Raw genomic sequence first — 22,773 nt, 5'->3', positions numbered from 1 at the left:
GGTTCACTTTAATGAACCTTCCTCTTTGTTTTTATTTTCTTTTTGAAGTGTATTCCAGGACTCTAAAATTTCTGATGTAACGAGAGCAGCGATGTTTTTTTCTGAATTACTACCAGGAATAACGACAGAAATGGCGATTTGTGGATCTTCGGTAGGAGCATATGCAATGAAAAGAGAATGATTTATCATTCTTTCTTGCTCGTTCGGAGAACCAGTAATACCCGTTTTACCTGCGACATCAAAAGGTAAGTTTTTAATCTCCTGTATATTTTGACTCATCCCACCTTGCACGACACTCCAAAATTTCACAGGATAACGATTTGAACTTTCTAAGATTGATTTAAACTTGTTTATTTCTTTACCGTTTTGACCAATAATAGCACTTAAGATTTGAGGTTTATATTTATCACCTTTGCTTGCCAAAGTTGCTGCATATTGAGCAAGTTGAAGAGGGGTGTGTACTTCATTTCCTCCCCAAGATGCATTTAATAAAGCAGAGATTCCATTTTCAAACTTATTAGATGGATGAAATTCATATTCTCCGTCTTCTTCAAAGGGTAAATCAATACCAGTTTTAGAGCGGAGGCCAAATTGCTTTAAATAATCTGTCCATATATTTGCTACTTTTTCTATATTCCCATTATTTCGGTTGAATAAGGGGAGAGCTACTTTTGCTGTCATAAATGTATTTGATGAATTAATGATAGCTTGACTCGGTGTAATTTCACCTGTTGGTGTTCCAGGAGCATTGGTGATGTTATTTTGATTATCATACTGAAAACTACCATTATCCAAATATGTATCCTCAGGTTGAAAAAGCTTTTCGTTTAATCCGATTAAAATAGTAAGTGGCTTTATAGTAGAGGCCATATTTACATAAGATTCACCATACTTTAATTTTTGAATTGCTTTATTTTGCGAAAGGGATTTAATGTTTTCTTTTTTAGATGATACATGTGTATTTAATATATTTGGATCAAAAACTGCCGAATTGGCCATAGTTAAAATTGCACCAGTTTTCACATCGGTTACTACTGCATAACCAGCATTAGCATCACGTATTTTCTTAATTTGAGATCGTAATGCTTCCTCTGTTTTTTGCTGCAACTTAGAGTCTAAAGCTAGCCTGACATCTTTTCCTTTTTGTACTTTTTGAATGTTCCATAAGAACTTTTTATTATTCATTTTAAAAATAAGAGTTTTTCCTGGTTTTCCTTTTAAATCATTTTCATATTGAAGCTCAATCCCACTTTTTCCAACAGGTCCATACTTAGAATTACGGTCATTTTCTACATACCCAATTACCTGTGAACCAATTTCGTGTTTGGGATAATATCGAATCAATTCATCTTTAATTATTACATTATTGGGTTTGTTCTTGTTTATGAATGTAAGTTCATTCTCATTTATGTCAGAGTATAACGGTATATCATTCATAGTCTGCTTTTTACAAGATTGTTGTAATTGCGATTTTATGCCCTCTGCAGAAATGTCATGTTGAAACTCGCTTGAAAATTGATTGAAAAAAGCTAATGTGTTTGATGTATCTTGATTCGATAGCTTTTCATCATTAGAAGTACAATATAGAGACTCAACTTTCTTATTTGTAGCTAGTATTATACCATTTTGATCAAAAATTTCTCCTCTTTCAGCTGAAGAAGTTGCGATAGTAATTGAAATGAAGTTGATTTTTAATAAAATTATTAAAATCAAACCTACAATAGAAAGAACCGCAAAAAATCTCCATCTTTTTGTATGTAACATATAACCCTCCCTTATGTAGCCTATTTCATCTTATAGTTAATTATTTTTTTTGTAAATGTGGAACAACTTTATTACTTAGGTTGTCTATTAAGTATTACAGCATGAAGAAAGGAACAATCAGTATGAAAAGTTACTAGCAAGTCTATGTGTAAGTTTAATATGAGTCAGTATACAGTTTAGCATTTCTAATGCAAGTGACAAAAAAATAGAGAGAAAAACAGGAAGGGAGATTTATCAATTACGTGGCTAAACCAAAAGGAATTGGTGCTTACAAGGATTTAGAAAAAAGATAAGACCCTATTTATAACTGAATGGTGGTTTCTAATATATAGGGAACGTATTTAGTATATTTCTTTACTAAGTATTAGTGAGGAGTTCCGGAAGAATTATATGGAGGATTTATGAAAAAACAAAAAGGAAAGAAGCAACAGACATATATATCTATTCGATTAAATATAATGTTCCTTTGCATATTTTTACTATTTTCAGCAATTATTATTCAACTAGGAAAAGTACAAATCGTTGAGGGAGAGGCTTATAAAAACCAAGTGGAAAGTGGTCAAAATGCAACAACTAGTATTCCAGTTCCACGTGGACAAATTTTAGATCGAGAAGGGAAAATGGTTGTTAATAATCGATCTCTTCGTACGATTACGTATACAAGGGTGAAGGGCATAACTGGTGAAGCTATTTTAAAAACAGCAAAAGACTTGGCGAAAGTACTTGAAATGCCTGAGCAAGATATAAATAAGTTAACCGATATCGATAAAAAAGATTTCTGGATGCAATTGAATACGAAACGTGCGGAATCAAAGATTACTAAAAAAGACATAGGAAAGTTTAAAGAAAAGGGAATAGAGGGAAAAGAACTAGACAAAAAAATTCAAGACTTAAGACGAAGTCGCGTTACAGAAGTAGAATTGGCAGAATTAACAGCACAAGATCTAAAGGTGTTAGCTATTAAAAGTAAAATGAGTTCAGGTTATCAACTGACACCACAAATTATTAAAAAAGATGTGGCAGATCAAGAATATGCGCGGATAAGTGAAAACCTTGCGGAGTTTCCAGGAGTAGATACAACAGTTGATTGGGAACGTAATTATGTAAATGGTAATTTATTTCGTTCCGTGTTAGGTAATATTACAAGTAGTGAAGAAGGATTACCGAAAGAAAACTTAGATTCTTATTTGGTACGTGGATATAACCGTAATGATCGTGTAGGAAAAAGTTATATTGAACAACGATATGAAGATGTATTACACGGCACAAAAGAAGAAGTGAAAAACATTACTGATAAATCAGGAAACATTATAAACACAGAAATAATCTCTAAAGGAAAAAGTGGTAGTAGTTTAACATTAACGATTGATATGGAATTACAAAAGAAAGTGGAAGAAAGTATAGAGAAAAATTTGAGAGCTTTTAAGAGTTCAGAGCCATTGTTGGACCGAGCGTTTGTCGTCATGACAAATCCAAATAACGGACAGATTTTATCTATGGCAGGCAAAAAGATTGTAGAAAAAGAAGGGAAAATAGAGATTGAGGATTTGGCATTAGGTAACATGACAACTTCGTATGAGCTAGGATCCGCTGTAAAAGGCGCAACGTTATTAACTGGATATGAGACAGGGGCAATACAGCCAGGAGATCAATTTTATGATGCACCGATGAAATTTAAAGGTACACAAGCCAAGAAATCATGGAATGTATCCGGATTTGGTAATATTAATGATTTACGAGCTTTACAAGTATCTTCGAATGTATACATGTTCCAGACAGCTTTAAAAATTGCGGGAGTTAATTACGTACCGAATGGTTCATTGGATATTAAACAAGAAGCATTTGATAAAATGCGTTATTATTTTAAACAATTTGGTTTAGGGGTACCAACAGGTATTGATTTACCGAATGAAATAATTGGGCAAACGAGAAAAGTAGATAGTCAACCTGGGTTTTTACTAGATTTTTCTATCGGTCAGTATGATACGTATACGCCATTGCAATTGGCACAATATATTTCAACTATTGCAAATGGTGGATATAGAATGCAACCCCAAATTGTACAAGAAATACGAGAGCAATCAATAAAAGAAGAAGAGGTCGGTAAAGTTATACGCTCTATAGAGCCTGTCGTATTAAATCGAGTTGATATGAAGAAAGAACATATTGATCGGATAAAAGAAGGCTTTAGATGGGTATTCCAAGAAGGTGATGGAACTGGCGTGAAGTATTTCAAAAATGCGCCATATAAACCAGCAGGAAAGACAGGGACAGCTCAAACTGTATATGGTGGAGATGATCCAATTGGTAGAAATGCAAAAGGAGAACGTATGGAATGTTATAACTTAACATTAGTTGGATATGCTCCATATGATAATCCAGAAGTAGCATTTTCTGTAGTAGTCCCATGGCTTCATGATGATAAAAATGGTATTAATTCTATAATTGGAAGGGAAGTTTTAGATGTATACTTTGATTTAAAAAAGCAACGTATACAAGGTGAAGCTGCTAGTACAGATAGTTCGAATCAAAATTAGTAAAATTTGTGTGATTTTCTTAAGGAAAGAACCTGTTTATATAAAAGATTTTTTAAGTTAAAGAAATAGTTAGATTTGAAAAGAGAAATAGCAACTATCATAGTTGCTATTTCTCTTTTTGTTAATACCTCTGTTACTAGTTAAAAAGTTTTTTAAGTTTATGGAACAAACTTGTTTCGTTGATTGTCTGTTATGTGTACGTATAAAAACAAGTGTTCAAATAGGATACAGTGTATTGAATTTACTACTTGTTTTCAGTATTGAAAATTTGAAAGGAATGATGATTTTGAAAAACAAGAGGATGCTAAAATTAGGAATATGCGTTGGTATATTAGGCTTAAGTTTTACAATCCTAGAAATTTTCACAGAAGGGTCACTGCAAGTTGAAGCGAAAGAAAAGACCGGGCCAGTTAAACATAAAAATCATGCGATGTATAAAGAATTCTCTCAACTTGAGAAAAAATTTGATGCTCGATTAGGTGTATATGCTATTGATACTGGTACAAATCGAACAATTGCTTATCGACCTAACGAAAGATTTGCCTTTGCATCAACCTACAAGGCATTAGCGGCAGGAGTATTGCTACAGCAAAACTCAATTGAGAAATTAAATGAAGTTATCACTTATACGAAAGACGACTTAGTGGAATATTCACCTGTTACTGAGAAACATGTAGATACCGGAATGGCACTAGGAGAAATTGCTGAGGCTGCTGTTCGTTCCAGTGATAATACTGCAGGGAACCTTTTGTTTAATAAAATAGGCGGACCTAAAGGATATGAAAAAGCGCTTAGACAGATGGGTGATCGGGTTACTATGGCTGATCGCTTTGAGACAGATTTAAACGAAGCTATTCCAGGAGACATTCGTGATACTAGTACAGCAAAAGCAATTGCTACGAATCTTAAGGCTTTTACGGTCGGAAAAGCACTTCCAGCTGATAAACGTAAAATTCTTACAGAGTGGATGAAAGGAAATGCTACAGGAGACAAACTTATTCGTGCAGGTGTACCAACTGACTGGGTAGTTGGAGATAAATCAGGAGCTGGAAGTTATGGGACACGAAATGATATTGCTATCGTTTGGCCGCCTAATAGAGCACCCATTATCATCGCAATTTTATCTAGTAAAGATGAGAAAGAGGCTACCTATGATAATCAACTAATTGCAGAGGCAGCTGAAGTTATAGTTAAGGCTCTTAGGTGATAATTTCTCAATTCTTTATGTAATGTAATTGAAAATAGGAACCTAGAAAGCGATTCTTTTTACTGTGAAAAGAATCGCTTTTTTGTATTCCTATAATAATAGTAAGTATATAAGCAAAAATTATTATTTCATGGATAATTTATCCTCTAAAGTGCATGAGGGGAGTTTTCTCCTGTGGTGTTCGTAGTAACATGATTATTATATATACGATAATAATATTTTGGCGTATGTATGCTAGTTACTCCTATATGGATATGTAATTTTACATATCCATATAAAAGACACATATGCGTCAATCACTATTAAATTATATTGAAATCATTTTTAGGTAAGGGATTCATATAGATTTAAGGGAATCAAAGAATTTTTATGCTTAATTATCATAGTATAATTATTTCACTTTATGAAATGAAATTTGTATTTAACTTAAAGATTTTTCTTTGAGTTAGCATCTTTTACATAATAATTATTGAGGAGGGAAAATTTTACTGAGAAATGCTATCAAATACAAGAATAGGCTAGTCTAATTTCTAATGGTCCCAGTATCTTTTATTTTGACGTGTGTCTTTACATTTATTTTAGCCTCTGCTAACGCTTGCAACCAATTTCCTTTTAGTTTTTTCCACTCTTTATATTGAAAAGCTCTAGCATATAGGGATAATCCGATTGGATCAATTTTATTCTGCTGTATTTCATCCAACATGTTTTGTAATTTCTTATTAATTTCTTTTTGGATAGCGCTTTCTAAATTATTTATGTTTTTTTTATTATCATAATGCTCCTTAAGCAAATTCACATTGGTTTTTTCTACTAAGGCTACATTAGCGTTTATATCGAAATTAAATACAAACTTTCCGTTTTGAAAATTAACATCTACCTTCCTTGTCGCATTCTGTACCAAGATAGAAGTGTTTGGTTTTTTATTGGATTTTTTAGGAGGCAGCGCAAGGTGTAGTATCATCCGACCTTTATTTTTGGGCTTATTTATAAGATTGAAGAATTTAACATCTTTTTTAGGGATACGAGTTAAAAATTTTCCTTGTTGATCTAAAAGTGCAATTCCTATCGTGTCAATTTCATTTTTTGTTTTTTTGATAACTGGAACAGCTTGTGTCATTCCTTCTTCATTTTTTTCTCTCATTAATTGTTGAATAGTGGAAGAAACGGATTGATTATTTTGAATGGAGGATTCGATTACACTACTTATATAAGATGGTAGTGATGGTTTATCGGGCTTATTAATTGTGAAAATTTCTTCTACAGGTCCATCAACAAGTACTACTTTAGCATTAATGGTAGCGTAAGGATCACGGTAAGAAGAATCAAGCTCCTGCATCCAATTTGCTTCTTGTGCTAATTTTTTTCCAATTAAAATGATTTCGGCTTTTGAGGCTGTCATATAACCCGTTAACTTCGTATCTATCTTACTGAATCCATTATATACAGTTGATGCCTGCGTCCAATGCTCTATAGTACTTTTTTGCTGTTTATGATGAAAGAGTGGTATGCTTGTGCCCACTTTTATGTCTCCATTAGAAGTTCTATCTAAGGCGATTAACAGGATTAATGAAACCTTCTCAAGAGGAATTCTCTGACTACAACCAATTAAACATACACAACAGATTACAATCCATATCCATTTTCGAATCAAAGCTGTTTCCTCCTAGTAAACCAAGTAAAAAGAATGCTGTAAGCGAAAAAGAAGATTGGTAATAGAATAAAGAAAATGATATTTAAGATATCCATAAGAGAATATATAAATAAATATTGATCCACATCGGGATTTAGAAAAACGAATAAGCCGACTATTAATAGCATAAAACCAACTAGCACCCAATTGTGAACGGTTTTTTGAAATAAAATGGTCACAGATTCGAAACTGAAAAATAAATACGGATATATTGTAGTGGAAAATACAATCAAATAGTAAGCGATATATATAATTTCTAATCGTTCTACGAAAGAAAAACGAACCCCTTTTAACAGATGAAATACTGGCCAAATTACGTCTTTTATCCCCTCCGGACTAAAGTATATATAAGAAAGAATAGTCACATATATATAGAAAAACATGGTTCCAGTATTCGCTATTAGTATTCCTTTTATGGCTTTTTGTTTTTTTTGTAAGAACGGATAAATAAAATATGCAATTTCTAAGCCTGCATAAGGAGTAATGGTTTCTTTTGTTGCCTTTACAATAGGGTATATGCCATCTTTAAAAATAGGTAGTAGATGTAAAGGATTGTAGTTACTTTTTAATGAAAAAAGAAGAAATAGTGGCATCCAAGTAGTGAAGAAGAAAACAAGCATAGAATAACTAGTAAGAGCCCTTAACCCACTCAGGGCTAAAATGATAAAAGGCAATAGTAATAATATGGCGATTTGATAAGTAGGAGTGGAAGGGAATATCCACACTTTTACAATATCAGTTGCCTTTAATAAAGTATTAAAACCAGCAAAAAATAGATAAAAGGCATATAAAAGAAGAAAAATTGTCCCTAGCCATTTACCAAAGTATGTATTTAAGATCTGAGAGAAATTTTTGTTAGGATTTTTTTGTAACATTAATATAATAATTACGCCAATTATAGAAGTAATTATCCATCCCAGAATGATAGAAATCCAGCCGTCTGTACCAGCAGTAGTGGCAAGAGGGCTTGGCATAATTAACATACCTGATGCAAGTTGCAGTGAATGAATGAAAACAATATATTCGAATAAAGTTATGTTTTGGAATTTAAGATTCACCATGTGAGCCACCTTCTTTTTTCTTTCTTTGTTTCGGCTGTCCTGTACTCGAGCGGGTGGTGATCATAGAAATAGGAAATCTTACAAAAGAATCTTTTAACTCTTGGAGACGAAATGGTGCTATTGGCAATCCATATGGTGAACCATAGGAAGTTAGTGAAACAAAATGAGCAAATAAGAGCATTAATCCACTAACAATACCTACAATCCCATAAAAATATGCCAATAACATCATTGGAAAACGAATAAGCCGAATACAACTTGATAAATCATAATTAGAAACAATAAATGATGCAATGGCGGTAATAGATACGATAATAACCATAACGTTACTCACAAGACCAGCTTGAACAGCCGCCTGCCCAATTACAATCCCTCCAACAATTCCAATTGTTTGTCCAATTGGCTGTGGTAAGCGAATACCAGCTTCACGTAGCATTTCTAGTGTGATTTCCATTATAAAAGCTTCCAATAAAGGAGAGAAAGGGACTTTGACTCTTGACGTTGCAATAGAAGTGTATAGATCTAAAGGAATGATTTCAAAGTGAAAAGAGACTATAGCAATATAAATTGCGGGTAAAAAAATAGCTATAATAAATCCTGCAAATCGTAATAAGCGAAAAAATGATGCAATGAGCCAATGTATATTATAATCATCTGGAGTCTGAAAAAATCCAATTAAATTCATTGGGACAATCATCGCACCAGGAGATCTATCAATTAACACTGCTACTTTTCCATCAAGTATATGATTAGAAATGGCATCTGGGCGTTCACTTAAATAAGCCTGTGGAAAAGGAGTCCAATTTTGATCCTTTGTAAAATTAGATAGTTCTCCAATGCTCAATATCGCATCCGTTTTAATTTTACAGATTCTAGTTTCTATTTCTTGGACCACATCTGCGTTTGCTACATCCCCTAAGTAAATTAAATAGACTAAAGAAGTGGCGCGTTCTCCAATTGTCATTTTTTTAATTTTCAATTCAGTAGAAGGAATATATCGACGAATTAAGCCTATGTTTTTTGTGGCATTCTCAATAAACCCATCATGTGAGCCTTTAATAGTAACTTCTGAAATGGGTTCTTGAATTGCTCTTTCTGCCCAGCCTTTTGTATTTATTAGAAGGGACCTCTTTTCTCCTTCCATAAACAGTACACATTGTCCCTCAAGTAATCCTTCTTTAATTTCATTCCACGTATATACTATTTTGGTATGAGTAGCAATAATATTAGAATTAAATATTTGACTGTCTTCATTCACTTCTTGTAATAATGGTGTAACAACATTTCCTTTTAATGCAACACCATCTGTAAGGCCTTCAAAATAATATAGTAAAATATTCGTGTTTGTTTTTAATTGCAAAGGATGTTCAATCAAATCTGCACTAATATCAAAGATGTTATCTAATGTATTTTTAAGTTCTTTTAAGTTACTTGTTTGGATTTTTTCAATGGTTTTATCTGTCTTTGTTTCTAGGGTCTTTTCATTTAAGGACAAAATTGACACCTCTTTAATATATAACGATTAGTTGTAGTTATTATTTTTATATGTTTGAATTTTATTCATTAATTTAAACGGATTGAGATCAAGAATAACTAAAATTGAAGTACTATATTATAAATTCAATAATTGAGAGTAAAAAAGTAGATGTAATTTGTGTAGAAATCTAAGTATCAAGATAGAAGTGAAATTTGAATGATTATAATAAAAAAGAACCCTTGATAGGTTCTTTTTAATAGTTGGTAAATATGTTGTCAGCAATAGATGGCGATAAAGGTAGTAATTTAGATGTCTTTATGTTACTCAGCTGAATTTTGTAGGAAGAATTATTTTTTCATACCTCAATGCTCAATAAAAAAGGACATTTCATTTATTTGGGTGTTTTAGTGTATTTGAATTTTGCACGCTAACAAATTTTGTTTAGGGACAAAATGTGAAGTTTTATTCTGAAATAACAGAAAGTTAATGCGGCAAAATTCCTATTGGTAATTTGGATAGGTATCAAATATTTCTTTGGCCTTATTTTCTTGATATGACCGTACGTTTATATGTTTCTAAGGGAAAGAAATATTTTCATTTTTATTACCATCTATTGTTTGATTAAGATGGTAACACGAAAATGAAACGTTTACAACCAGAAAATAAAGAAAAAATATTAAAATGCGACTTTTTTCGACAAACATTTCTATAAAACGTTTTGTAGGAATTAGAAATAACTAAATTAGTAATAATAGCTTAATATATTAAAGTGAAATTCAATGAATAAGAGTCCAAAGGCATGAATTTAAATGATAAAGTTATAATTTTCTTTTTTGAACTGTAAGTGTTTTACAAGTATAGTTAAACTTTAATCCAACTAGCATTTCTTCCTTTTGTCACTAGCTTAATATGGCCAAACAATTGCAAGGAATTTAAAGCCTTACTGATTGTACTCTCTGCTATGTCTGGATATGTGTTACGAATACACTCCTTAGTAAAGGGTTGTTTTTGTTTAAGGATAAAATCCTGAATTCTCTCCACTTTAGTATGCTTACATATAGAATCTAGAACTGTATTATGAAGATCTTTGTACGCCTCTAATATAATAGTTAAAAACGTTTTTAACCAAAAGCTACTATTATGTTCCTCGCAGTACCAATTTACCGAAGATTTATAAATCGAATTGTAATATTCAGATTCATTTTTCTTAATGTATTTATCCAGACATACATATTTTACAAATGTATTTCCACTCTTAATTAATAGCAATTGCATTAACATAAGTGCCAATCTGCCGTTACCCTGATTAAAAGGGACTATGCAATAAAAATTAAATATAAAACGAGCTATTAATAAAAGTGAATGATGGCCCTTACTAGAATTTAATGAGTTATATTGATCACATAATTGTTCCATTACTTGTGGAATAAGCTCATGTGGAAGAATGCGGTAACTATTTAAGTGCATTCCGTTTTCAGGAATACCTGGAATAGTAAACGGTTTTTCGCGCCATTTGGCACTGTCAGAGGTAATGTAATGTATTAATTGAAAATGTAATTCCTGTATAGTCTCTGGATTGATTAATAAATCACAGGAATTCTTATGTACAAAAGTAAGTGTTTGATAAAAACAAAAGATAGCATCTTCCGAAATATTTTGAGGTACTATATCATCTAAAATAAGTTCTTTTAATCTTTTATTTGGGACTTTTATATCTTCATAGGTAGTAGTAAAGTTTTTTATGTAATGAAGTGGTATGGTTTTTTCTAAGCTAGTAAATATATCAGGATTTTGTTCCTGATAAGCAGCTAATTTTCCTTTTAATTCACTAATTTCACTGATTATATTTAATAGTCTCCTTTTTAATTCAATATTTTTATACTTGTCATCGAAAAAATTTCTCATTTTTATTCCCCCTGTAACCCCTTAACATGCTGTTACATAAATCTTTCCATTCTAAAGATAGTTTACAACATTATTTTGAAATAACAATATATTTATTTTGATTTTGAACTTATTTTAGAATCAAAATTGTTATTTAAATTTGATTAACGAGTTAGAACTTATGATTAATCATGTTTGAATAAAGAATGAATATACACAGATAGAAAATATAGTTTGACTTAAATTCCTTTTTATGAATTTACGAGATGAAAATATAATTTTAGAATTATTATTAGTGTAGTTTGCTGTATTATTGCTGGGAATTTACTAGAAAGTAACTAATTTTCACAAATAAAATAAAGAAATCTTAAAGAGGAATCAATAGGATCTAATTTGAATAGGCATAATCCTAACATTAAATGTGCAAATGTACAATAATTAAATGAAAAAAATATGAAAATATCGACTTTTTTCGACAAAATAAATTAAATAGAAAAACAATCTAATGTAAGAAAATTGTTGCTTTAGATGGTCTCTACATTTCATAAATTAATATTGAAGGAATTATCAAATGATTTTTACGAGTAATAAAAGAGTAGATATATATATTAAATTGTGACAATTATAAAGTTAGTATTCTCCATTTTCATTATTTAATTTAACAAATTTAATAATAGTAAGGTGACTTTTCTATATTTAATATAAGTATTTGATGGGGTATGGTGATAAAAAGTGTCATTTTCTATATATCCATGTAGCATTTAGCACTTGTATTGCGAAATATTTTGACATAAGTTAATTTAAATATTAGGTACAGAAACATTTTAAGGAAAAGAGTCAGTATAAAAGTACCCTGGAAAACGTTTCACCCTAAAAATGTTTTTCCTCAAGAGATTTTCTCAGGAGCACTAAAGTTTTTTAATTTGTTTCTGTGCCTTATTAGATAAAAATAATATAATAAGTTGTTTAGAAAGGGTGAAAATTTCCCCCATTATAAAATGAACTCATATCACTTAACGTCCGTATGGTCTAGTTAAAGTAGGAATTTAAAGAAAAGGAAAGGGCTAGCTCTAGTTATAATTAGTGCAATAAATAGGGGGCTACTCAAATTTTTTTGTTAGATTTGGTAGGAGTAATATTTACGTTTGTTGGACTAGGTGTATTAAAGTGCATACCCTTTTTGATTCAACCGATGAGGCGCTAATCAAGGATTTAATCATCTAGAATTTAGAAAGGTTAAATATAAAACTGAATTTTCTGCTAAATTAGTAGAGACTAAAACAATCCCCTTAAATTGAACTATTCACTACTTAACGTCCTGATAGATTGTTTGAATTGTTAGTAGGAAAATATAAAAATAAAAAAGGATATTCTACTCTTCTTTTATGTATATAAAACAAAGTGTAAGGTAAGTTCCAGATCCAAAGTGTTTTATTTAATATTCATTCAATCTCATGCGTACTACTTTTATTTTCTTAAGAGCATGTATTTGCGTGGATGCTCTTAAGAGAATAAAATGCCTAAAAAAATAAGTATAAGCATACATTTTAAAAATTGATATATCGTATATTATAAAAAACTCCTTGTTCTTCAAATAACGAACAATACAATGTGAATGAAACTCTCAGAAGAATTTACATATAGAATTCACCTTAACTCAAAAACCCACATTTTATGCAAAATTATATTTGCTGCTATAGAAGGGTGGGGGTTAACATGACCAAAACTTGGTGTAGGTTCGTATTCCTTGTAAAATAAGTGATTCTTTACTGTTTTCTCTAGTTGTATCTATTAATGATTCATCAGGTTTCCTTCCAGTGGAAGGGACATAAGTTGTTACTACCCTTGGAAATATATTAATAAACACCCATTCAAATTTGTCGATATTTCTATTTCCAAATTCTAATGTTTCAATTGGCTTAATTGTATTTTCTCTATCAAAAAATTTTATTATGTAAAACCTTTTTGAGAGGTCACTACTATGTTCAATAGTCCAAATTAAATTTTCCATTTTCTTGATTTGCAACAAGTCCATTTCCAAAAATCCTTTCATACATAAATATAGCGAATGTTCCTATTCTATACTATATATTTTGAAATTTAAATAGTTATCTTATACGATAGGATAAAAAGAAGTTAATACTCTAAAATTTATCTTAGAAAAGGACACACCTACGCATACATATGCTATAGGTGTGTCCTTTTTTAGTTGTTTATAAGTTTCCTACAGAGTTATTGAAGTAAAGTTTCAACAGTGTTTCCATAGTGAAGTGAGATTCATTATATAAGATTCATTTAAACCGTATATTAAGTCCATATGAATCGCATATTGGAATTGTACAATATGAGTGTAAGGCGTTTCTGGAATTATATTATTTTAAAAATATAAACTTCAATATACCAAAAAATAAGAATATTAAACCGTAATAATTTTAGAATATACTTCTAATTAAAAGACGTGCGGAAATGCACGGATAATAAAGGAGAATTTCTTATGACAATGTATAAAAATGAAATGAAAAAGAGTGTAATAACTGAAGAGGATGTAGATATGTTAAAAATAATGGCACATCCAATTCGATTGCAAATTATAAACGAGTTAATTCAGTATAAAAAATGTAATGTTACACAATTGACGAAGCTTTTAAAAATTCCACAATCCACTGTTTCCCAACATTTATCGAAAATGAGGGGTAAGGTGCTAAAGGCTGAAAAAAAGGGTTTAGAGATGTACTATTATATTACTAATCTAAAGGCGAGTCAGATTGTTGGAATTTTAAGTTTGTAAATAAACAAAACTTCATACATTTCATTATAAGTAAAACGCAGAATAATCCCCCACAAATACGTGGGGGATTTCTTTTATGAAAATAATATCAGTCTTTTTGAGGAGTGACACGATGGTCACTATGAACACTATAAGAAGGGCAAGAGTGTCACCATGTTCTAATGTGCTAATAAAAGAAAAATTTTGAAAGTGCTAAAACGCTTCATATTTCTCAATATAATTCATGTCGCAAAAATCTTTTAATTTCATCAAAAGCTAAGTGACGATGACCAGCCTGACAATGTTGTTCACCACCAGTTTTCTTAGTGAAAACTACAGAAGTGATGGAGGCTGCATTACATAGCTCCGATTCGATTTGCGGTAATCGGCCAATTGGAACGTACTGATCGTCTTCACCAGCCAGGAGCAATACTTCTTGATTTATGAACTGACCGATTCCTGCCATCGTATGTTTTTCAAAGTTTTTAAGTAAGTTAAATGGCGTTTTTTCACCTGTATTTTCCATACCTTTTTTAACTTTCCAGTTCAGGTCGATGCTGGTGGCCATCATTTGTTTAAACATGGTATTAATTTTGTCAGCTTCATTAGTAGCCAGAAGCGTGGTCAATTTATTCCAGATATTATCCGGCATGCGCATCTTGAGTGCATCAAGGCCACTATAAAAAATATTAAAGGCGATGACTTTGTCGATTCGTTTTTCAAAAGCGGCGGCACGCATTGCCAAGTAGCCGCCCCAAGAAGCTCCGAGAATACTAACACGGTCAAGTTTGAAATAGTCAATGACTGTGGAAACGGGATTCTCCCAGTTGTGGATGAATTTTAAGCCGTTTTTCAGTGCTGTTCCTTGTCCAGGTCCATCAAAAACTATAATATTATAATTGATTCCTATGAGGTAGTTCATCATCTTCATCATTTCCTCCATGTAGGAATCGTAGCCTCCAAAGAAAAGTAGTGTATTACATGCGCCTGGTGTCATGAATTTGATTGCAGGAAGATAGGAATCTTCATAAGGAATTTGATAGGTTTCATACTCAAAGTCATGAAAGCCCTTATAAAAAGTTTCACGGTATTTTTGGTACACTTTTTCTTTTTTTGGATCGGATGATTCCATATAAAACTCGGCAGCCTGATAATAAACCGAAGCCAGATCGAAGTCTTTCTGATGCTCCCGCATTGCTGCATATTCTATCCAAGTGTTATACCAGCTGTCCGTGTCTGTAAGTCTTGGGATGATGGCTTGCAAATCCTGATTTGCCCGCTCATCGTCTTGATAGAAATCGTTGAAAAAACGGTTAATTTGCAAATTGAACTGTTCGTTGTTTACATACTGTTTAAACATAAAATCCCTCCTTATATTTGACTACAAGGTAAGGATAAGAGAAGTATATTAAAGAAACAACAAGCAGGAAAGGGTAAGAAGTACGAAATCGAACCATAAGGATATAAATGGTTTGATAAGCAACTTTGGGAAGGAGATTGATTATTAATGGGAGAGGATGTTCGCGTTTATAAAACGAAGAAAAATATTTCTAATACACTTATTACCCTCTTGAACGAAAAAGAGTTTGGGCGAATTACAACTAAAGATATTTGCATACATGCTATGGTGAGTAAGTCCACATTTTACAGCCATTTTGCAGATAAATATGATCTTTTGGAAAAATTAGTGCAAAATTATGTCTGCTGGTTCAAGGAAGAAATTGAATTTCGTTTCGCATTAATAGAGAATGGAAATGTGGCTCAAGCTATTAATATGATAACCGATAAGATCTCAGCGCGAAAAAAAGAGGTTGCAACTTTACTCCATGTACGTGTTCCCTCAGCGGATTTACGTTTAGAATTAGAATCCATTTTATATAATGCCTGCTATTCCTATTTGAAAGAGCAGCAGGTTGAAGTAAGTGTGCCGATTGACTTTGTAGCTCAGTTGTATACAGCAAACGCAATGGTGTCAATCAATTGGTCGCTGAGCAACGATAAAAATCCAGATGTGGTTGAACTAATCGATAATATGCAGGGATATGTTTTTGATCTGATTTTGTCAGGTGGCGAGAGAATGTAATAAATCATGAAACCTGCTTAATAATGTAGTTATCGTGTGGGGTGTGGTTGTAAAAAATTAAGTAATCGATATTTGGATTTTTTGTGAATCTTTATTGGTTTTTTATAAACTCTTTACTACATAATGTTACAAAATAGAATTAATTTGCTTAATTTAGCCCCATATCAGGTTAATAAATAAACTAAATGTGTTTATGTTATTGAACTATTAATATATTAGTAGGTGATTTGTTCGTTTATCCCTATATTGCTATTATATTAGCATAAACAATATATTGGGGGGACAAGTATGAATTTGAAATTAACATCTAAGTTAGAAAGATTAAGAAAAAGTAAAAAAGGAATTGGTGCTTGTGTTTTAGCTGCAGGGGTGACGGCAATTACAATGATTCCTCAAAGTGCATATGCACATGGGTTTGTTGAAAAGCCGAGTAGTCGTGCTGCTTTATGTAGTCAGAATTATGGAGCATTAAATTTAAATTGTGGAAATGTAATGTACGAACCTCAAAGTCTAGAAGCACCTAAAGGATTCCCAGATGGTGGACCGATTGATGGGAAAATCGCTTCGGCAGGAGGACTGTTTGGAGGGATTCTTGACCAACAAACATCAAATCGCTGGTTCAAAAATACAATAAAGGGGGGAGCAAATACATTTACATGGAAATACACAGCGGCACATTCTACAAGTAAATGGCATTATTACATTACCAAAAAGGGATGGGATCCTAATAAACCATTAACACGTGCTGAATTAGAACCAATTGGAACTGTGAAACATGACGGTTCGGCAGCATCAAATAATTTAACACATACAATTAATGTACCAACTGATCGCAATGGTTATCATGTTATTTTAGCTGTATGGGATGTAGCAGATACGTCAAATGCGTTTTATAATGTAATTGATGTAAATCTAGTAAATAATGAAGCTCCCGATACAGTAGCTCCAAGTCAACCAACTGGATTAAATGCGTCTAAAGTTTCTGCCAATAGTGTTGAACTAACATGGAAGGCCTCAAATGATAATATAGGCGTAAAAGAATATCAAGTGTTACGTAATGGAGAAGTAATTGGTACGGTACCAGGTACAACTTTTACTGATAAAAAACTAAAAGCAAATACGGAATATACCTATACAATAAAGGCATTAGACGCTGCTGGAAACATATCAAAAGAAAGTGAAAAACTAAAGGTTAAGACAACAAATGAAACTCCAGATAAAGAGGCTCCGACTCAACCAAAAGGATTACATAGTATGGGTACAACAGCGACAACTGTTGATTTGATGTGGAGTGCGTCTGAAGATAATGTAGGTGTTGATCATTATGTTGTATATAGAGAAAGCACTGGGGTTATGAATAAAATTGGGACAGCGGATAATACATCCTTTATGGATAAAGATTTAAAAACTAATACATCGTATAAATATGTAGTGACGGCGGTTGATTTAGCTGGAAATGAGTCTAGTAGAAGTGATGTTTTAACTGTAGCAACAAAACTAGAGGACTCTACTTATGAAAAATGGGATGCAAGAAAAGCATACAATAAAGGTGATAAAGTAGTACATGAGGGAAAAGTGTATGAAGCGGTTCAAAGTTATCAAGGGAACGGCGATCCAAATTGGATTTTTGCACTATCGCTTTGGAAGCCAGTTTTAAATAAATGATAAGTGGAAAAGGGTAGTTATCACTTATTCTATGTGCAATACCGGAACAGGGGTGCAATTTTTACTCTTCATCCCAATATATACGAAATGAAATTATTAAAGAACCCCAGTGGTATTCCATCAAAAAGGAATTCCATTGGGATTCTTTATTTTTTAATTTGTAATAGCGTATATTTTCACTGTAAATTTGTTAGTGGCACCAAGTGGGCTTGCAATATAATATTTAGTATTCGTATAAGCTTCAGTCCTAGATCCATGTGAAATATTTTTCCAACGAGTAGAATCTGTACCTAGGGAAACGTCAATCATTACATTGAAAGAGATAGAAGAAGGATGATCTTTTTCTGAAGGCTCAATAATCCATTTTAATTCCTTAGTACCTACAGGTAAACTATCAATTTTAAAGTTTTGACTGGATCGATTTTGTTGTCCGGATAAAGGGCTAGATTCGGATGGAATTTGCGAAATTAATATTTCTTTTTCATTCGAATGTATACCATTTAATTTAATGATACTATCAATTAAACCTGGACCAGGAAAATCAGCTGCGATAATACCAGAATGTTTAATTCCACCTTGTTGCAAGAGTTCGGTCACAAGTGTATTCATACCACCATAATATACTTGCCCATTTCTATCGCGGGGGAAATCACTCCACGCATTAGTGAAATTCGTTTGAATCAACTTAGGACTACTATCAGTATTTCTGTTCTCTTTTCCACTTGCAACAAACCAAGGATATACATTATTTAAAAATGCGGCTGCACCACCTGTACCGCTAAAATGGTTGAGATATATTTTTCCATTATTAAAGTTAGTATTTGCATTTTGCAGATGGGTTTTTACCGCATTCCATTTTCCATATATTTCGTCTGGACCGCTTCCGATTTCAAATTTATCTTGTATATTCAAACTTTCGTAATCAATACCGTACAATTGAGAGGATGTAAAGTTTTGTAAGATTACAATTTTCCCCCGGATATCTCCTAAAGTAGGGTTGTTTCTATCTGAAGTTGGTACGGAATTAGGATTCCAAAAATATGAAGCATTAACTTTTTTATATTTTAAAAATATCTCCTCAAATGATAGTGATCCACTTTCAGGAGTAGTTTCTTCTTTTAAGCGCATTAAAATTGTTTCTGTCGGATAATCTTTTAAAAATTGAATTGCCTCTTTTAATACATCTTCAAACATTGCTTTTTGATTTGCAATACCATGGTACATTGCAAAAGAATCTTTTACACGTTTAACACGCATATCTACATATCGAATTCCAGAATTTAATTGTTGGGGTAGACTCATAGTTTGATTTCTTGTCAAATTTTCATCAAGAAAACTTGCTCCATGTAAAGCCATTGTACCGTGAGTCCCTGGAATAGATAATTCACTTAATTTTATTGAATCTGCTACTTTCGACATCCAAGCTGGATTTTGATAGCCTATATTGGATTCATAGGAATAACCGGGATGACTATCAGCAAAAATAGTAGATGGTGTACTTAAACTTACTAGTGTAAAACAAGTGAGGATGCTAATTTTTAATAACATTCTCATTTTTATTTTGTGCATTTTATCTCTCCTGACTTTTAAACAATAGATATAATAAAATAAAGTGATTTTTAACTATATCTATTGTTTTTATTCTTAAAGTAATGAATGTTTGTGTTTGAAAATAATATAAAATAGGGGTGGTAAGTTACTTGAGATTTTAATAGATTGTTGTAATAAATTTTATCTAATAGCCAAACGGATTCTTAAAGAATGGAAGCATAGATAAGTAAAAAAACAAACTTTTCGCTGTACTGTATACAAACAAAATAGAAGTCTTAAAAAAGACTTCTATTTTGTGACATATAATGAATGATAAGGTGGTTAACAAATCAAGATAATGTGACTGAGTGGTATAAATCTATTTATAGCTGTTTCAGAATTTCTTATAATAAGGTTACCTACGAAAAACGGGCCGATGCAAGGCTTATAAAAATCAAAAAATTCTACTCATTAAAACTTAAACTAACTACAGTTGCGATAGATTGGGCTGCGTGTTCCCAGCTTCCATCTATAACTTTCCCAATTTGTTGACCAAGTGCATTTAAATCATTTGGATTAACTGGAATCCCATTATACGCAGCAAGAATTGATAAAAGTGGAGCGGCAAAAGGTGTCCAACCACCTCTATCAATATTAAATACAGGCTTATCTATTACCTTTCCATCTTGCACTGTAAACTCATAATAAAATTGATCATCTGGACGAAAACTTAAATGATGAGAAATTTGTCCCTTAACATATGTTTTACCGCCACCTAAATTTACTACTTCAATTGGTTTTACATTAAATTCATGCTCAAATACTTTAATTTTTTTAACTTCTGGACCATTTAAGGCAGCTTTAACTGCTGTTTCCAAATTATTTTGTGCAAATGGTTGAATACTCATCTGTGTCTCTTCTTGTTGGATAGGAGCCTCTTTTTCAGCAGCAAACACCGATGTACTTGGTAGTGCACCTGTAGCCAATGTAGCTGCAAGTGCTGTCGTCATCATGATTTTTCTTTTCATCTTCATAGTTTTCTTCCTCCCTTAAAGTTATGATATATAATTTTTTAAAGACTGACATGGGGCAATATTTTATTTCATAATGCACGCAAAAAACTAGTTTAAGAATTATGTGAAATTATGTCAGAAAATTAAAGTTAATTATATATGCACTTACAATGATAGCTATCTACACATGTTTTTTCAATTTTCTAACAAATAATACAGTAATACCTTTTCATAAGGCAATTTAGTGTTTCAATTCTCTCTTTGTACGTTTTAAACAAATTAAAATCGTAGTGGTAATAATATATTTGTAATCAAATGTCGTATATACTTCGAGAAAAGTACACAATATTTTTATAAAAAACTATAGGAATTATCATGATATAGTTATCAAACTAAGTAAGATAAATGTTAATATTATGAAGAGATTCCAGTAATGTGCTATAAAATTACTTAAAAATGAGCATGACATCATACACGCATGCGATTGAAAAATTTTATAAGTGGCGTATAAAACTATAACAAATACTACAAATCAATTAAAAAATTTCAGTTATTCTGAATGCGAAGGGCACGTAATATTTATTGTGAACTGTAGTAATGATCAAGATTTTAGGAGGAAATATGAACAAGAAGACTAAAAGAATCATATTAATTATTGGTATATTAGTAGGCATTAGTATCTTTTTATATTTACAAAACAATTTAATAAGTATAACTGAGGTTAAAATAACCTCTAGTAAAATTCCCTCTTCTTTTAAAGGATATAAAATACTACAAATTTCAGATTTACATAATAAAAAATTTGGTGATAATCAAGACGTTTTAATTCAAAAAGTAAAAAGCATAAATCCAGATATTATTGCTATTACGGGTGATTTAATAGACAGTAAATCGTACGATGCAGAAATTAGTATGCAAGTAATACGAGAACTTGTAAAGGAATATCCGGTATATTTTGTGACAGGAAATCATGAAAAATGGTCAGGAAAATATAACAGTTTAGAAAAAAAATTAAAGAAACAGCATGTCACTGTTTTAAGAAATGAACATGTAATAATACAAAAGGGAGGACACGAAATAAACTTGTTAGGAATTGATGATCCGGAATTTAATACTGGAGATATTGATGAAGGAAGTATTGTAAAAGATGCAATTGTAAAAGCAAAAATTGAAACGCAGCCAGATAGGTATAATGTATTATTATCCCATAGGCCTGAATTTCTAGAAGAGTATGCTGAGGAGAAAGTAGATTTAGTTTTATCGGGTCATGCACATGGGGGACAAGTTCGGTTACCTTTTATCGGGGGATTAGTTGCTCCTAATCAAGGAATACTGCCCAAATATACAGCGGGTTTATATGAACAACAAAATACGTCTATGATAGTTAGTAGAGGATTAGGCAATAGTATCATTCCGCAAAGAGTTTTTAATAGACCTGAGATTGTAGTCGTGCAGTTAAATTAATCTGTACGGCTTTTTTGTTCAGGGGAATAATTTAAAGGTAGTTTTTTTTCAGTACAAGTTTCCATTACAATTTTGTTAAAATTTTTCAACGTTACATAAAGTAACAAAATTTGACCTATTGAGTTTGTTATAGTGTAAATAATCAAAAAACTTAAAAATTAGTCGAGTTAAAATAGTTATTATTAAACGATATTAAAAATATAAAGGGGTGTACAAATGCATAAAGAATTTGAAATTGAAGAATATACGGCGATCGAGGAACAAATTCATTATTATAGTACGTCTTTATTAGTAAGTCATCCTGAGCAAATTGTAAAGTATTTAGAACAACGGTTGGAAAAGTATGCAGAAACGTTACAATATGCACATTTATATCCGGAAACGGTTATATTACCAATACAGCAAATAGTTATCGAATATTCTTTAGATATTGCTAGAATTAGAAGGTATTTAAATTTAAAAACATAACAAAAATCGAATAATTTACAATGAAACAGAGTCGACTTTAAGAAAAAATATTCTAATGTCGACTCTGTTTCATTGTTTTAGTAAATAACAGAAAAAATATTTATTTGTAAAGTTTGACATATAATAATTCGAGAGTAAAAAAAGTGAGTACTCACTCATTTTA

General features: G+C 31.7%; 16 protein-coding genes and 1 pseudogene. 7 read left to right on the top strand and 10 right to left on the bottom strand.

Annotated elements, in window-relative coordinates; all coding sequences use genetic code 11:
* Positions 1-3: 3 nt before the first annotated feature.
* A complete protein-coding gene (locus tag ACE38F_RS15965; RefSeq protein ID WP_375369151.1) occupies positions 4-1,764 on the bottom strand; it encodes a peptidoglycan D,D-transpeptidase FtsI family protein in 1,761 nt (586 codons plus the stop codon).
* 401 nt (positions 1,765-2,165) lie between these two features.
* Between ACE38F_RS15965 and ACE38F_RS15960 the strand changes: the two genes are divergently transcribed.
* Positions 2,166-4,301, top strand: a complete 2,136-nt coding sequence (locus ACE38F_RS15960) for a peptidoglycan D,D-transpeptidase FtsI family protein (RefSeq protein WP_375369150.1) — start codon at positions 2,166-2,168, stop codon at positions 4,299-4,301.
* Positions 4,302-4,581: 280 nt separating this feature from the next.
* On the top strand, positions 4,582-5,508 hold the full coding sequence (gene bla, locus ACE38F_RS15955; protein ID WP_375369349.1) for a class A beta-lactamase Bla1: 927 nt from the start codon (positions 4,582-4,584) through the stop codon (positions 5,506-5,508).
* Positions 5,509-5,515: 7 nt separating this feature from the next.
* Here bla and ACE38F_RS15950 read toward each other — a convergent pair.
* The 6 genes and pseudogenes from ACE38F_RS15950 to ACE38F_RS15925 form a co-directional block, all read right to left on the bottom strand.
* Positions 5,516-5,605, bottom strand: a pseudogene (locus ACE38F_RS15950) (undecaprenyl-diphosphatase); the annotation flags it as partial.
* Positions 5,606-6,031: 426 nt separating this feature from the next.
* On the bottom strand, positions 6,032-7,159 hold the full coding sequence (locus ACE38F_RS15945) for a Ger(x)C family spore germination protein (RefSeq protein WP_375369148.1): 1,128 nt from the start codon (positions 7,157-7,159) through the stop codon (positions 6,032-6,034).
* Positions 7,156-8,259 (bottom strand): GerAB/ArcD/ProY family transporter, encoded by a 1,104-nt coding sequence (locus ACE38F_RS15940; protein WP_375369146.1) that lies wholly within the window; start codon positions 8,257-8,259, stop codon positions 7,156-7,158. The genes ACE38F_RS15945 and ACE38F_RS15940 overlap by 4 nt, the downstream gene beginning before the upstream one ends.
* On the bottom strand, positions 8,246-9,754 hold the full coding sequence (locus ACE38F_RS15935) for a spore germination protein (RefSeq protein ID WP_375369145.1): 1,509 nt from the start codon (positions 9,752-9,754) through the stop codon (positions 8,246-8,248). The genes ACE38F_RS15940 and ACE38F_RS15935 overlap by 14 nt, the downstream gene beginning before the upstream one ends.
* Before the next feature lie 843 nt (positions 9,755-10,597).
* The gene (locus tag ACE38F_RS15930) at positions 10,598-11,641 is read right to left on the bottom strand and encodes a Fic family protein (RefSeq protein WP_002016992.1); all 1,044 of its coding nucleotides are present in this window, start codon (positions 11,639-11,641) and stop codon (positions 10,598-10,600) included.
* A 1,690-nt stretch (positions 11,642-13,331) separates the two neighbouring features.
* Positions 13,332-13,655, bottom strand: a complete 324-nt coding sequence (locus ACE38F_RS15925) for a hypothetical protein (RefSeq protein WP_002127477.1) — start codon at positions 13,653-13,655, stop codon at positions 13,332-13,334.
* Positions 13,656-14,114: 459 nt separating this feature from the next.
* On the opposite strand from ACE38F_RS15925, the gene ACE38F_RS15920 reads away from it, so the two are divergent.
* On the top strand, positions 14,115-14,408 hold the full coding sequence (locus ACE38F_RS15920) for an ArsR/SmtB family transcription factor (protein ID WP_375369143.1): 294 nt from the start codon (positions 14,115-14,117) through the stop codon (positions 14,406-14,408).
* Between the two features lie 211 nt (positions 14,409-14,619).
* Here ACE38F_RS15920 and ACE38F_RS15915 read toward each other — a convergent pair whose 3' ends face one another.
* Positions 14,620-15,747 carry an alpha/beta fold hydrolase gene (locus ACE38F_RS15915; RefSeq protein ID WP_375369142.1) on the bottom strand — a complete coding sequence of 376 codons (1,128 nt, stop codon included), beginning with the start codon at positions 15,745-15,747 and terminating at the stop codon, positions 14,620-14,622.
* Positions 15,748-15,894: 147 nt separating this feature from the next.
* Here ACE38F_RS15915 and ACE38F_RS15910 point away from each other — a divergent pair, with 147 nt between their 5' ends.
* Both ACE38F_RS15910 and ACE38F_RS15905 read left to right on the top strand, forming a co-directional pair.
* Positions 15,895-16,470 carry a TetR/AcrR family transcriptional regulator gene (locus ACE38F_RS15910; RefSeq protein WP_002085457.1) on the top strand — a complete coding sequence of 192 codons (576 nt, stop codon included), beginning with the start codon at positions 15,895-15,897 and terminating at the stop codon, positions 16,468-16,470.
* Positions 16,471-16,758: 288 nt separating this feature from the next.
* Positions 16,759-18,135: a lytic polysaccharide monooxygenase gene (locus tag ACE38F_RS15905; RefSeq protein WP_375369140.1), complete on the top strand. Its 1,377-nt coding sequence runs from the start codon at positions 16,759-16,761 to the stop codon at positions 18,133-18,135.
* Between the two features lie 153 nt (positions 18,136-18,288).
* Here ACE38F_RS15905 and ACE38F_RS15900 read toward each other — a convergent pair whose 3' ends face one another.
* Both ACE38F_RS15900 and ACE38F_RS15895 read right to left on the bottom strand, forming a co-directional pair.
* The gene (locus ACE38F_RS15900; protein ID WP_375369139.1) at positions 18,289-19,704 is read right to left on the bottom strand and encodes a phosphatidylinositol-specific phospholipase C; all 1,416 of its coding nucleotides are present in this window, start codon (positions 19,702-19,704) and stop codon (positions 18,289-18,291) included.
* Between the two features lie 425 nt (positions 19,705-20,129).
* Positions 20,130-20,699, bottom strand: coding sequence for a hypothetical protein (locus tag ACE38F_RS15895; protein ID WP_002016999.1), 570 nt, complete (start codon positions 20,697-20,699; stop codon positions 20,130-20,132).
* Between the two features lie 600 nt (positions 20,700-21,299).
* Between ACE38F_RS15895 and ACE38F_RS15890 the strand changes: the two genes are divergently transcribed.
* Positions 21,300-22,142: a metallophosphoesterase gene (locus ACE38F_RS15890; RefSeq protein WP_340866905.1), complete on the top strand. Its 843-nt coding sequence runs from the start codon at positions 21,300-21,302 to the stop codon at positions 22,140-22,142.
* A 216-nt stretch (positions 22,143-22,358) separates the two neighbouring features.
* Positions 22,359-22,610 carry a hypothetical protein gene (locus tag ACE38F_RS15885; RefSeq protein WP_215556393.1) on the top strand — a complete coding sequence of 84 codons (252 nt, stop codon included), beginning with the start codon at positions 22,359-22,361 and terminating at the stop codon, positions 22,608-22,610.
* Positions 22,611-22,773: the final 163 nt, after the last annotated feature.

This window comes from Bacillus altaicus (assembly GCF_042136375.2).
Classification (GTDB): Bacteria; Bacillota; Bacilli; order Bacillales; family Bacillaceae_G; genus Bacillus_A; species Bacillus_A cereus_U.
Note: the sequence above shows the minus strand (reverse complement) of the source record. Positions and strands in the feature narration are given on the sequence as shown.

Coding starts and splice junctions, on each gene's coding strand:
- ACE38F_RS15965 (WP_375369151.1), bottom strand. CDS start 1,764: ATGTTACATACAAAAAGATGGAGATTTTTTGCGGTTCTTTCTATTGTA.
- ACE38F_RS15960 (WP_375369150.1), top strand. CDS start 2,166: ATGAAAAAACAAAAAGGAAAGAAGCAACAGACATATATATCTATTCGA.
- bla (WP_375369349.1), top strand. CDS start 4,582: ATGATTTTGAAAAACAAGAGGATGCTAAAATTAGGAATATGCGTTGGT.
- ACE38F_RS15940 (WP_375369146.1), bottom strand. CDS start 8,259: ATGGTGAATCTTAAATTCCAAAACATAACTTTATTCGAATATATTGTT.
- ACE38F_RS15930 (WP_002016992.1), bottom strand. CDS start 11,641: ATGAGAAATTTTTTCGATGACAAGTATAAAAATATTGAATTAAAAAGG.
- ACE38F_RS15925 (WP_002127477.1), bottom strand. CDS start 13,655: ATGGACTTGTTGCAAATCAAGAAAATGGAAAATTTAATTTGGACTATT.
- ACE38F_RS15920 (WP_375369143.1), top strand. CDS start 14,115: ATGACAATGTATAAAAATGAAATGAAAAAGAGTGTAATAACTGAAGAG.
- ACE38F_RS15915 (WP_375369142.1), bottom strand. CDS start 15,747: ATGTTTAAACAGTATGTAAACAACGAACAGTTCAATTTGCAAATTAAC.
- ACE38F_RS15910 (WP_002085457.1), top strand. CDS start 15,895: ATGGGAGAGGATGTTCGCGTTTATAAAACGAAGAAAAATATTTCTAAT.
- ACE38F_RS15905 (WP_375369140.1), top strand. CDS start 16,759: ATGAATTTGAAATTAACATCTAAGTTAGAAAGATTAAGAAAAAGTAAA.
- ACE38F_RS15900 (WP_375369139.1), bottom strand. CDS start 19,704: ATGCACAAAATAAAAATGAGAATGTTATTAAAAATTAGCATCCTCACT.
- ACE38F_RS15895 (WP_002016999.1), bottom strand. CDS start 20,699: ATGAAGATGAAAAGAAAAATCATGATGACGACAGCACTTGCAGCTACA.
- ACE38F_RS15890 (WP_340866905.1), top strand. CDS start 21,300: ATGAACAAGAAGACTAAAAGAATCATATTAATTATTGGTATATTAGTA.
- ACE38F_RS15885 (WP_215556393.1), top strand. CDS start 22,359: ATGCATAAAGAATTTGAAATTGAAGAATATACGGCGATCGAGGAACAA.